The 12784-nt window shown below is 51.6% G+C and carries 11 protein-coding genes; 6 read left to right on the top strand and 5 right to left on the bottom strand.

Annotated elements, in window-relative coordinates:
- The first annotated feature begins 48 nt into the window (after positions 1 to 48).
- From ACSSVF_RS06645 to folE2, 5 genes are all read left to right on the top strand, one after another.
- The gene (locus ACSSVF_RS06645) at positions 49 to 702 is read left to right on the top strand and encodes an alpha/beta hydrolase (RefSeq protein WP_492406128.1); all 654 of its coding nucleotides are present in this window, start codon (positions 49 to 51) and stop codon (positions 700 to 702) included.
- An 81-nt stretch (positions 703 to 783) separates the two neighbouring features.
- Positions 784 to 1029, top strand: coding sequence for an exodeoxyribonuclease VII small subunit (xseB, locus tag ACSSVF_RS06640; RefSeq protein ID WP_492406127.1), 246 nt, complete (start codon positions 784 to 786; stop codon positions 1027 to 1029).
- A gap of 25 nt (positions 1030 to 1054) precedes the next feature.
- Positions 1055 to 1945: a polyprenyl synthetase family protein gene (locus tag ACSSVF_RS06635; RefSeq protein ID WP_492406126.1), complete on the top strand. Its 891-nt coding sequence runs from the start codon at positions 1055 to 1057 to the stop codon at positions 1943 to 1945.
- 2 nt (positions 1946 to 1947) lie between these two features.
- The gene (dxs, locus tag ACSSVF_RS06630) at positions 1948 to 3792 is read left to right on the top strand and encodes a 1-deoxy-D-xylulose-5-phosphate synthase (RefSeq protein WP_492406125.1); all 1845 of its coding nucleotides are present in this window, start codon (positions 1948 to 1950) and stop codon (positions 3790 to 3792) included.
- A 50-nt stretch (positions 3793 to 3842) separates the two neighbouring features.
- Positions 3843 to 4649, top strand: a complete 807-nt coding sequence (folE2, locus tag ACSSVF_RS06625) for a GTP cyclohydrolase FolE2 (protein WP_492406124.1) — start codon at positions 3843 to 3845, stop codon at positions 4647 to 4649.
- Positions 4650 to 4718: 69 nt separating this feature from the next.
- Here folE2 and ACSSVF_RS06620 read toward each other — a convergent pair whose 3' ends face one another.
- Together ACSSVF_RS06620 and aroC are read right to left on the bottom strand one after the other, a co-directional pair.
- Complete coding sequence (locus ACSSVF_RS06620) at positions 4719 to 5891, bottom strand: MFS transporter (protein ID WP_492406123.1); 1173 nt, start codon at positions 5889 to 5891, stop codon at positions 4719 to 4721.
- A gap of 81 nt (positions 5892 to 5972) precedes the next feature.
- On the bottom strand, positions 5973 to 7064 hold the full coding sequence (gene aroC / locus ACSSVF_RS06615) for a chorismate synthase (RefSeq protein ID WP_492406122.1): 1092 nt from the start codon (positions 7062 to 7064) through the stop codon (positions 5973 to 5975).
- Between the two features lie 137 nt (positions 7065 to 7201).
- Here aroC and corA point away from each other — a divergent pair, with 137 nt between their 5' ends.
- The gene (gene corA / locus ACSSVF_RS06610; protein WP_492406121.1) at positions 7202 to 8299 is read left to right on the top strand and encodes a magnesium/cobalt transporter CorA; all 1098 of its coding nucleotides are present in this window, start codon (positions 7202 to 7204) and stop codon (positions 8297 to 8299) included.
- On the opposite strand, the gene ACSSVF_RS06605 is transcribed toward corA, so the two are convergent.
- The 3 genes from ACSSVF_RS06605 to dnaK form a co-directional block, all read right to left on the bottom strand.
- On the bottom strand, positions 8300 to 9091 hold the full coding sequence (locus ACSSVF_RS06605) for a ParA family protein (protein WP_492406120.1): 792 nt from the start codon (positions 9089 to 9091) through the stop codon (positions 8300 to 8302).
- 456 nt (positions 9092 to 9547) lie between these two features.
- Positions 9548 to 10684: a molecular chaperone DnaJ gene (gene dnaJ / locus ACSSVF_RS06600; RefSeq protein WP_492406119.1), complete on the bottom strand. Its 1137-nt coding sequence runs from the start codon at positions 10682 to 10684 to the stop codon at positions 9548 to 9550.
- A 111-nt stretch (positions 10685 to 10795) separates the two neighbouring features.
- The gene (gene dnaK, locus ACSSVF_RS06595; protein WP_492406118.1) at positions 10796 to 12715 is read right to left on the bottom strand and encodes a molecular chaperone DnaK; all 1920 of its coding nucleotides are present in this window, start codon (positions 12713 to 12715) and stop codon (positions 10796 to 10798) included.
- Positions 12716 to 12784 lie beyond the last annotated feature (69 nt).

Below are 12784 nucleotides of genomic sequence, written 5' to 3'. Positions count from 1 at the left end.
ATTGAAATGCTCAACTAAAATAGCACCTTTTCATATTAGGAAACTGCTATGCAAGAAGCTGTACTAATCAAGAATCAAGAACATACAACCGCCACTGTCATCTGGATGCACGGTCTGGGCGCCGACGGCCATGATTTTGAGCCTGTGGTGCAGATGCTGAACCTGCCACATATTAAATTCATCCTGCCACATGCACCCTACCGCCCTGTCACCTTAAACAATGGTTACGAAATGAGGGCGTGGTATGACATTTTTGGGCTGCAGCCAGACAGTCCACAAGATGAGGTTGGTATTAAAGGAATGCAGGGCACGATTAACGCAATGATTGACAGTGAAATCTCTCAGGGCATTCCTTCCAACCGCATCGTATTGGCCGGATTTTCGCAGGGTGGCGCCATGGCGCTGCATACGGCGACAAGATTTACACAACCACTCGCCAGTGTACTGGCACTGTCTACTTACCTACCATTAAAAAATAAACTTGTTGGCGAGCAGCATCCGGCTAACCGGCAGACACCTATCTGGATGGCACATGGTCGCTCCGACACGGTGATTGCACTTTCTACCGCTGTCGCTGCCAGGCAAGCACTTGAAGCTGCTGGTTATCCGCTGGAATGGCATGAGTACGAGATGGCCCACAGTGTCTGCGAACAGGAGATAGCTGACATCCGCAGTTTTCTGTTGCAGGCATTGCCTGCCTGACTGCCAATCAACGCTTGAGATTAATCCCGCAAGCGCAGGGAGTTTTGTTAAAATGGCAGGCGTTTTAACAGGCTAATTCTCATGAATGCATCAAAGAAATCCTCCTCCCCGGCAAGTGACACGCAAAGTTTTGCCCAGCGCATCTCGTCCCTGGAAACAATCGTGCGGAGTATGGAATCTGGCGAGTTGCCTCTGGAAGCAGCGCTTACTGCTTACGCTGAAGGCATGCAATTGCTACAAGCCTGCCAGGGTTCTTTGCAGCATGCCGAGCAGACCGTGCTGGTCCTGAATCAGCAACAGCAATTAATCCCTTTCGACCCTGAGTGAGTTGCCTGAGCCTTCACTTTTAGTCATGACAACTTCATCCACAGCATTTGAGCAATGGGCAACCGTGCACCAGCAACGGGCTGAACAAGCGTTGGCAACGGCCTTGCCCTCGGCAGACACACCGCCGGAAAGACTGCATGCTGCCATGCGCTATGCGGTGCTTGGTGGCGGCAAACGCGTGCGTGCATTGTTGAGCTATGCGGCGGCTGAGCTGGTGGGCGCACCAGCGAGTTCTGCTGATGCTGCCGCGGTGGCGGTAGAGCTAATTCATGCTTTTTCACTGGTACACGACGATATGCCGTGTATGGATGACGATGATTTACGTCGTGGAAAACCCAGTTGCCATAAGCAATATGGTGACGCCACGGCCTTATTGGTCGGCGATGCGCTGCAGTCACTGGCTTTCCAGTGCATTGCTGATACACATGCGCCGCAAGCCTTAAAACAGGTGCAGATACTGGCAGAAGCAACAGGTTCCCGTGGTATGTGTGGCGGGCAGGATATTGACTTGCAAAGCACCGGCCAGCGGCTTTCGCGTGATGCATTGGAAACCATGCATCAATACAAAACCGGGGCGCTGATCCGTGCCGCGGCGCTGTTGGGCGCTTATGCAGCCGAGCAGACTGAAGACAAACACCTCACCCTGCTCAATCAATACAGCCAGAACATGGGCCTGGCTTTCCAGGTGGTGGATGACATTCTCGACGCCACTGCCGATACCCAAACCCTGGGCAAAACAGCGGGCAAAGATGCCTTGCAGGAAAAATCCACTTACGTAAGCCTGTTAGGCATCCATGAGGCGAAAGCCCTGGTGGCGACATTGTATGAAAAAACCTTGCAGTCACTAGCCGGGTTTGACACACGGGCTGATTCACTGCGCGGTATTGCCAGATTTATTTGTGAGCGCCCATTCTGATCATGACCTCCCTGCTGTCCCGCATTGAATCTCCTACCGACTTGCGCACGTTTGACCGGGCGCAATTAAAAGCGCTGGCTGGTGAGTTACGGGCGTTCCTGATCCAAAGCGTTTCGCAGACTGGCGGCCACCTGGCCTCTAACCTGGGAGTGGTAGAACTGACCATTGCGTTGCATTATGTCTACCAGACGCCGGATGACCGCCTGGTATGGGATGTCGGCCATCAAACCTACCCGCACAAAATCCTGACCGGACGCCGGGAACTGATGGCTTCTTTGCGCAAAGCAGGCGGTATCGCCGGTTTTCCAAAGCGCGATGAAAGCGCCTACGATACGTTTGGCACCGGCCACTCCAGCACATCGATTTCGGCCGCTTTAGGCATGGCCGTTGCCGCCAAAGCATTGGGCACCAATCGCCGTAGTGTGGCCATTATTGGCGATGGCGCGATGACTGCCGGCATGGCGTTTGAAGCCTTGAACAATGCCGGGGATATGGATACCAATTTACTGGTGATCCTGAATGATAACGATATGAGCATCTCCAACAATGTGGGTGCGCTCAATAATTACCTGGCGCGGCTGATGTCCGGCAAGCTGTATGACAGTGTGCGCCGTAGCGGCAAAAAGGTGCTGGATATCATGCCGCCGGTCAAAGAATTTGCCCGCCGTGCTGAAGAGCACGCCAAAGGCATGGTCACCCCCGGCACCCTGTTCGAAGAATTCGGGTTTAACTACATTGGCCCGATTGATGGTCACGATATTGATACGCTGGTCGATACCTTAAGCAATATCCGCCAATTGCAGGGTCCACAGTTTTTGCATGTGGTCACGCAAAAAGGAAAAGGCTATAGCCCGGCAGAAGATAACCCGAACAAATATCACGGCGTCAGCAAGTTCGACCCGCAAAATGGCCATTGCCTGACACTCAGTGAGCGCCCTACTTATACCCAGATTTTTGGCGACTGGCTGGTAGATATGGCAGCAGCAGATAGCCGGCTGGTTGGTATTACACCGGCCATGTGTGATGGCTCCGGGCTGAACCGTTTTGCCGAGGCTTATCCGCAACGCTATTTTGACGTAGGCATTGCCGAGCAGCATGCGCTTACTTTCGCGGCCGGCATGGCCTGTGATGGCTTGAAACCAGTGGTTGCCATTTACTCCACCTTCCTGCAACGCGCGTATGATCAATTAGTACACGATATCGCCTTGCAGGATCTGGATGTACTGCTGGCGATTGACCGCGCCGGGCTGGTCGGCGCCGACGGCCCTACCCATGCCGGCAGTTTTGATCTGAGTTTCTTGCGCTGTATCCCCAATGTTGTGATCATGGCGCCCAGCGACGAACATGAATGTAGACAGATGCTCACCACCGGCTATCAGTACAAAGGCTTGGCGGCAGTGCGTTATCCGCGCGGCAGTGGCATAGGTGCAGCCACATCGGCAACGTTGGAAGCGTTAGAGATAGGTAAAGCGCAATTGGTCCGCCCAGGCAAAAAAATCGCCATCCTGGCATTTGGCAGTATGGTGCAGCCAGCCTTGCAGGCCGCGGATGCACTGGATGCGACGGTGGTCAACATGCGATTTATCAAACCATTAGACGAAGCCATGGTACTTGAAATATCCCGCAACCATGACTATATAGTGACTATAGAAGAAAACGCGATCATGGGTGGCGCTGGTGCGGCGGTGATGGAATGCCTGCAAGCACACCAGATTGTGAAGCCGATTGTGTGCCTGGGGCTGCCTGACCGCTTTATCGAACATGGCGCACACGAAACTATGTTGGCCGAATGTGGTCTAGACAAATCCGGTATTTGCTCTGCTATTGAGAAATTAATAGCTGAGTAGTATATTCAACCATTTATCAAATCGCGGGCGACTCCCGCTTTGGAACCCTGATGAATCAACCCGTAATCCCTGCAGTGATTGAAGACGTACAAAATACTCCTGACGTGCGTAGACTGGACATCAACAAAGTTGGTATCAAATCTATCCGTCACCCAGTCATTGTGAAAGATAAAACCGGCGGTGAACAACATACCGTGGCGGTCTTTGATATGTATGTGCATCTGCCACACAACTTCAAAGGCACGCACATGTCGCGCTTTGTTGAGATACTCAACACCAATGAAAGCGCGATTTCCATCGATTCATTTGAAACAATCTTGCGTCAAATGGTAAGCCGCCTGGAAGCGGAATCCGGCTATGTCGAAATGCGTTTTCCGTATTTCATCAACAAGGCAGCGCCTGTGTCTGGCGTGAAAAGCCTGCTGGATTATGAAGTCACCTTTATCGGTGAAATCAAGAATGGCCAGTTTGAAATCACAGTCCAGGTTATGGTGCCAGTCACCAGCCTCTGCCCGTGCAGCAAACAGATCTCAAACTATGGCGCGCATAACCAGCGCTCACATGTCACCGTGACTGCTTTGCTGAACGAGTTCATGTGGCTGGAAGATCTGATCACCCTGATTGAAGATCAGGCTTCTTGCCAGTTGTATGGCCTGCTCAAGCGTCCTGACGAAAAGTTCGTCACTGAGCGCGCTTATGATAATCCGAAGTTTGTCGAAGACATGGTACGTGATGTGGCTGCGCAACTGAATGATGAGCGGCGTATTGTGAAATACGTAGTGGAATCAGAGAACTTTGAAAGTATCCATAACCACAGCGCCTATGCACTGATCGAGCGCGACAAACGTATTAGCTAATTGTTATATTTGTTTTGTCAGTCATAAAAAACAGCCCGTAGACGGGCTGTTTTCATATCCAGCAATTGGTTAATGGCTGAACATACCGCTTCGGGCATAAGGTTGCGAGAGGCGTAGCCCCACAGCAACAATAATCGCGCCTAACAGGGGAAACAAAGCGGCTATCGTAAACGTGAGCTGACCACCCAGATATTGCAGCGAAAATCCACCCAGCAAGCCGCCCAACGCACCGCCTATGCCATAAGCCACACTGTTGTAGATGGCTTGCCCTTTGGCCTGGTGGCGCCCGGTAAAATATTGCGTGATGACTTCAACCGCGGCGGCATGGAAGCTGCCAAAGGTGAATGCATGCATGGTTTGCGCAAGTAACAATAACCCAAGGTTATCAGGCACCAACCCCATCATGGAAAAACGGATCACGCCAATCAGCAAACTGGCGACCAGGATAGTCTTGAGTTTAAAGCGGGACATGATCCACGGCATTTTCATAAAAATACCGATTTCGCAGATCACCCCCAAGGCCCATAACCACCCTATCATGCCTTTGCTGTAGCCATGCTCCGCCAGGTAGATAGAATAAAAGTTATACATCAGGCCATGCGCAGTCACCATCATGGCGCAGCCTACCAGTAAAGAAATGACGGCAGGCTGTTTCAGTATCTTCCACACAGAGAAGCTATCATTTGCGTGTGGCGGCACATGCGCTTCCGGCAACTTCCAGGTGAGCCCGAATAACAGGCATTGCACCAGCAAGATGAACCAGAGCAGGCTCCGGATACCAAACCAGTCAGTCAAATAGCCTAGCAACACAGACGCTACGATAAAGCCCCAAGACCCCCATAAGCGGATCTTGCTGTAATGCCCATTGGTGCTTGCCAGATGCGCCAGCACTAATGATTCTGACAATGGCAAAGTGGAACTGGTGAACAAGCTCAGGGCGGCCATGACAATAAACATAGTCATAAAATCATGTGCCCAGAAAATAGCGGCAAAGCCGAACAATCCCAGAAAGGCCGTCATGCGTATCCAGCGTACGCGTTGCCGCGTGTGGTCGGCCAGCCAGCCCCACAGGTTGGGCGCGATGATACGGCTCAGCTGGAACAAGGACATCAACACGCCGATATCGGCCGGGGAAAAAGACTCAGAAGTGAGGTACAAGCCCCAGTAAGGCACAAAAGCGCCGACGAAAAAATAATAGATGAAATAGAAACGCGAGAGATTAAAGTGTAAAGCGTGACTCATGAAATACTCGCGTTAAAAAAATGGCCGTGAGCGACTTGCACGCTTTGCAGGCACAAGCCGGTGAGATGAGGCGATGACAGCTTACAAAACAGGCACCGTAGAATGCACATCGGCATTCTGGCCACGATGCCGCAAGGCGTGATCCATCAAGACAAGTGCCAGCATGGCTTCCACAATCGGCGTTGCGCGTATGCCTACACAGGGGTCGTGCCGGCCAGTCGTCTGCATCATTACTGGTTCACCGGCGTGATTAATAGAGCGGCGCTCCTGTGGGATGCTGGAAGTGGGTTTAAAGGCCACATTCACCACGATATCCTGGCCGCTGGAAATACCACCCAATACGCCACCAGCGTGATTAGAAGCAAAGCCTTCGGGTGTGAGTTCGTCGCAATGCTCGCTGCCACGTTGTGCAATGGACTTGAAACCAGCGCCGATTTCGACGCCTTTCACCGCATTGATGCCCATCATGGCATGGGCGATATCTGCATCCAGGCGGTCAAAAATCGGCTCGCCTAAGCCTACCGGAATATGCTGCGCAACCACTGTAATCCGCGCACCGACTGAATCGCGCTCACTACGGATCTGATCCATATAGGCTTCAAGTTGCGGCAGGATTTGCAGGTTCGGCGAGAAGAACGGATTACCTTCCTGCGAGATGGCATCCCAACTCACAAAAGGCACTTCAATTTCACCCAACTGGCTCAAATAGCCGCGGATCTGCACGCCGAATTTTTGTAAAAGCCATTTTTTGGCAATGGCACCGGCCGCGACACGCACCGCTGTTTCACGTGCGCTGGAACGGCCACCTCCACGGTAGTCACGAATGCCGTATTTCTGGGTGTAGGTATAATCGGCGTGCCCGGGCCGAAACGTATTCATGATCTTGCTGTAGTCTTGCGAACGCTGATCGGTGTTGCGGATCAGCAAGCCGATTGGTGCACCAGTGGTTTTGCCTTCAAACACGCCGGACAGTATTTCAACTTCATCCGCTTCCGCACGCTGGGTCACATGGCGCGATGTTCCCGGCTTACGCCTGTCCAGGTCCACCTGCAAATCTGCCGCTGAAAGTTCCAACCCTGGTGGGCAGCCATCGACCACGCCGCCAATGGCCGGGCCATGCGACTCGCCAAACGAGGTCAAGGTGAACAGCTTACCAATGGTGTTGCCAGACATGCGATTCTCTCATTGAATAATTTACGATATTTTATCATAGACTGGCTTACAGCCTGCCTTCGGCTTGTTGCCCGCCCTGACTTGATTTATGCACAACGAACGCTTATGCTGGGCCAGCACTGTTTATTCGGACAACCATGGCCAAACGCAAACACACTCACCGCAAACACCGTTTACTGGGCACTACCAACACCGCATCTGCCCCCGGTACCAATGCGGAAAATGAAACAACGCCAGCCTGTATCCATAGCATCAGCTATAACGCCAACGACCTTGAATCCAGGCAACTGACCATGCACGACATCGTGGAGTGGCAGGCGCCAGCAGAACATACTTCGTGGATCAACGTTCATGGTGTACTGGATATTGCCTTATTGCAGGCGGTCGCCCGCCGTTTCAAGTTGCATCCGCTGGTGCTGGATGACATTTTAAATACCGAACAACGGCCCAAGCTGGACACCTACCCGGATTACCTGTTTCTGGAAACGCGCCTGTTTTATTACGATGCCGACACCATGAGTGTCAGCTCCGAACAGATCAGCATGGCATTGGGGCGTGAGTGGTTACTTAGCTTTCAGGAGCGCCCGTCAGGCAGTTTTGAACCCGTGCGCGAACGCTTGCGGCAAGGCCAGGCATTGCTGCGCCAGAGTGGGCCGGATTACTTGTGCTATGCCTTACTCGATAGCCTGATGGAGCGTTATTTCCAGGTACTGGAGGCGATCAATGAGGATGCCGAGCTTCTGGAAACGCATTTGCTGGATCAACCCAGCCCGGATGATTTACAGAACATTCACCGTCTCAAGCATGTCACTATCCAGTTACGCCGCGCAGTGTGGCCTTTGCGCGAAGTACTCAATAGCCTGATTCGCAACGAGCATGGCTTCTTCAGCCCACAAACCTTGCCTTACCTGCGTGACTTATACGACCATACCGCGCACTTCACCGAATCGCTGGAAGCGATCCGCGACATGCTGAGCGGCCTGATGGATATTTACATGACCACCATCAGCCAGCGAGTGAATCTCGAGGTGCGCGCATTGACCGTTGTCGCCATGCTGTTTATGCCAGCCACCCTGATTGCCGGGATCTTTGGAATGAATTTCGAAGAGATGCCATGGACGCATGACCCATATGGTTTCTGGTGGGCAATACTGATCATGCTGGGCATTGCATCGGTGATGCTGCTGATGTTCTGGCGCCGGCAATGGCTAGGCAGCCGTCACCGCGAACAATGATTAAGCGGCCAGAGGCACCACTCGCGGCAACTGTTTGATGACATCCTGCAGCTCGAAATAAAGCGCCAGATAATCACGCGCCCCGGGGCTGCTGGCATCATATTCAAACACATGCTGCCCCATGCGCCCGCATTCGGCCAGGGCCGCATGTTCCGAGATTTTGGTGACCAGGACTTCATCGCCAAACAGGCGGCGCATTTCCTGCTCCACCTCGGCAGCCATTTCCTTGCGTTTATCGGCACGGGTAAGTACATACCGTCGCTGTACGCGGCGCTTTAACACTGGCTCCAGCGCATTCAGCGCCTTGTCCACTTTCACGGCGGAATGAATGGACAAATAATCCGTTGAGACAGGCACCAACACCAAATCGCTGGCAAAGACGGCACTCAGTGAAATCACGCCAATCCCTGGAAAGCAATCCATGAATACGGTATATCCAGCGTGTGTTTTACCCAGTTGCGCCAGACCCTCACCCAGCCGCTTCAGAACGGCAGGCCCACGGCCAAACTGCGAGTCGAGAGTCATTAATTCTTTATTCGCCGGGATCAGTTGCAGGCCATTGCGTAAAGGCTGGATCAACTCTGCCAAAGGCGTGCTTGCCTGATAAAAACGTAACAGATGCTTTTGCGCATCCAGGCCATAATGCTTGAAAGTCTCGGTCAATCGCGCCTGTGGATCCATATCCAGCAACAATACCTGCTGGCGCTGACGTTGCCAGGCGGCGGCCAGATTGAGCGTCGTAGTGGTCGAACCGACATCGGCTTTATGATTAAAGATCGCTATTTTCAACATAATTGAGTATGTGCAGAATTGGTTTTATAAACCAGAGACTGTGATTAAATTGCTAGTCATCATAAACGATGTTGTTGCCGGACACTACACCCGCCGCGACTGGCGGTGAGCGTATATGAAAGTAATAGACAAAAAGAAACCCGCTAAGGCGGGTTAAAAGGGGGTTTGGATCAGGAGGAAATCAATGCTAGTCGTTGAAAAATCAACCAAGCTAGCCATTAAACAAAACATTTTGTGCTCTGCTTAAAGATGACTCTAGTTTAGGAGAGAGTTATTGCAACAATTTGACCAAGCTGTAACTGAATTGTAAAAGTCGAAATTTAATTGTTATTAAATTGTAACCAATGCAATCAGGCTGCTTATCCTGTCCATAAAGGCAAACCGCTTGAAAACAGGCATGCCAGCCAGTATTGAATTGGCACGCCTATTTATTTGAATATTCAGGGTACTAAAAAATCAGCTGAAGAAGTCGCGCGCCTTATCGACCCAGCTTTTATTCTTTGGGCTGTGCTTGCCGGCATCTGCCTGCGTGCTGCTTTCAAACTCACGCAACAATTCTTTCTGTTTTTCCGTCAGGCGCACCGGAGTTTCCACCACGACATGTACCATCAGATCACCATGCTCGCTGGAGCGCAATGGCTTGATGCCTTTGCCACGCAGACGGAACACACTGCCGGTTTGTGTTTCGGTTGGAATCTTCATTTTAGCAGCGCCATCCAGCGTAGGCACTTCAATTTCGCCGCCCAATGCCGCCGTGCTAAAACTGATAGGCATTTCGCAATGCAGATTCGCGCCTTCGCGCTGGAAGATCGCGTGTTCTTTTAAGTGGACCACGACATATAGATCGCCAGTCGGCCCGCCATTGACACCCGCTTCACCTTCGCCACTTAAACGGATGCGGTCACCTTCATCCACACCAGCCGGGATTTTGACATTCAGGGTTTTGTTTTGCTTGATGCGGCCACCACCATGACAGGTCGGGCAAGGCTCTTTCACCATTTTGCCGCTACCGTGACATTTCGGGCAGGTTTGCTGGACTGAGAAAAAGCCCTGCTGCATACGCACCTGGCCATGGCCGTTACAAGTGGTACACGTCACCGGCGAAGTGCCAGGGCGTGCACCTGAACCATGACAGGTTTCACAATTGGTCTGTACAGGAATGCGGATTTTTGTTTCAGTGCCTTTGGCAGCCTCTTCTAAAGAGATTTCCAGGTTATAACGCAAATCAGCACCGCGATAGACATTGGAACGCTGGTTACGGCCACCACCGCCGCCACCGAAGATATCGCCGAAGATATCGCCGAACGCATCACTGAAATTACCGGAGTTAAAGCCGCTGAATCCGCCGCCACCCATACTCTGGTCGACACCGGCGTGGCCATATTGGTCATAAGCGGCGCGTTTCTGCTCGTCGCTTAATATTTCATAAGCTTCTTTGGCTTCCTTAAAGCTTTCTTCAGCTTTCGGGTTATCCGGGTTGCGGTCAGGGTGGAACTTCATTGCCAGTTTTTTAAAGGATTTTTTAATCTCCTCGTCACCAGCATCGCGGTTCACGCCTAACACTTCGTAGTAATCTTTTTTTGCGGCTGCCATAGTTATTCCGTTTAATGCGCTTGCGCCATATAAACAAACACACTCGCGTTTAACGAAGTGTGTTTGCCGGCTTCATAAAGAAGGGCAAGTGTCGCCACTCGCCCTTTAGCGTTAGTCTTTTTTCACTTCTTCAAACTCGGCATCGACCACATCGCCTTCCACTGTTTTTTCATCCTGTGGTTGTGCGCCTTCGGTATTGGCCTGCGCTTGTTGCTCAGCGTAGACTTTCTCGCCCAGCTTCTGTGAAGCTTCCATCAAAGCATTGGTTTTCGCCTCAATGTCGTCTTTGTCATCACTGTCTTTAGCAACGGCTTCCAGCTCTTTAATGGCATCTTCGATCTTGCCCTTTTCATCGGCATCGATCTTGTCACCATGTTCAGTCAGCGATTTTTTCACGCTGTGCAATACGCTGTCAGCCTGGTTACGGGCATCGACCAGTTCACGCAATTTCTTGTCTTCGTCAGCATATTTAGCGGCATCTTCTTCCATGCGCTGAATCTCTTCTTCAGACAAACCAGAGTTGGCCTTGATAGTGATCTTGTTCTCTTTGCCGGTGGCTTTGTCTTTGGCAGACACATGCAAAATACCGTTGGCATCAATATCAAACGTCACTTCAATTTGCGGCATGCCGCGTGGTGATGGTGGAATATCACTCAGGTTGAACTGACCCAGGCTCTTGTTGCCAGCAGCCATTTCACGCTCACCTTGCAACACATGAATCGTCACTGCATTCTGGTTGTCTTCCGCTGTCGAGAACACTTGCGATGCCTTGGTAGGAATCGTGGTGTTTTTCTTGATCAGCTTGGTCATCACGCTGCCCAGGGTTTCAATACCCAGGGACAATGGTGAAACGTCCAACAGCAACACGTCTTTAACGTCACCCTTCAACACGCCGCCCTGGATCGCAGCACCTACAGCAACCGCTTCATCCGGGTTCACGTCTTTACGAGGTTCCTTGCCAAAAATCTCTTTCACTTGCTCTTGCACTTTTGGCATGCGGCTCTGACCACCGACCAAAATCACGTCAGCGATATCCGCAGGTGATACGCCAGCATCTTTCAATGCAGTACGGCAAGGCGCAATCGTACGTTCGATCAAGTCTTCTACCAATGACTCCAGTTTGGCACGCGTGATCTTCACCACCAAGTGTTTAGGACCTGTCGCGTCTGCCGTGATGTAAGGCAGGTTCACTTCGGTCTGCTGTGCGCCGGACAATTCGATTTTGGCTTTTTCTGCGGCTTCTTTCAGGCGTTGCTTGGCCAGCAAGTCGTTACGCAGATCAAGGCCGTTTTCCTTTTTGAACTCATCTGCCAAAAAGTCGATGATACGGTTATCAAAGTCTTCACCACCCAGGAAAGTGTCGCCGTTGGTAGACAAGACTTCAAACTGGTGCTCGCCGTCGATTTCAGTGATTTCAATGATAGACACATCGAATGTACCACCGCCCAAGTCGTATACCGCGATCTTGCGGTCACCTTCTTGCTTGTCCAGGCCGAAAGCCAGGGCAGCAGCGGTTGGTTCGTTGATGATACGTTTCACGTCCAAACCGGCGATACGGCCCGCATCCTTGGTTGCCTGGCGCTGGCTATCGTTAAAGTAAGCCGGCACGGTAATCACAGCTTCAGTTACTTCTTCGCCCAGGTAATCTTCGGCGGTTTTTTTCATTTTGCGCAATACTTCGGCAGAAATCTGTGGTGGCGCTTGTTTCTTGTCGCGCACTTCCACCCATGCATCACCGTTATCCGCTTTGCTGATGGTGTAAGGCATCAGATCGATATCTTTTTGCACTTCTTTTTCGTCAAAACGACGGCCGATCAGGCGTTTTACCGCAAACAATGTATTTTTCGGGTTAGTCACAGCCTGGCGTTTGGCTGGTGCACCGACCAGAATCTCGCCATCTTCCTGATACGCAATGATAGATGGCGTAGTACGCGCACCCTCAGCGTTTTCAATCACACGTGGCTTGCCACCTTCCATCACGGCCACACACGAGTTGGTGGTGCCCAGATCAATACCAATAATTTTTCCCATATTCGCTTCCTTAAATTTTGTGAATCACACTAAGTTGTTAATTAATCAACCGATGTTGTGATAATTGGG

The organism is Methylophilus sp. E2MeOHC9 (assembly GCF_058744375.1).
The sequence above is the reverse complement of the archived record's forward strand: the minus strand, read 5'-3'. Positions and strand labels throughout refer to the sequence as shown.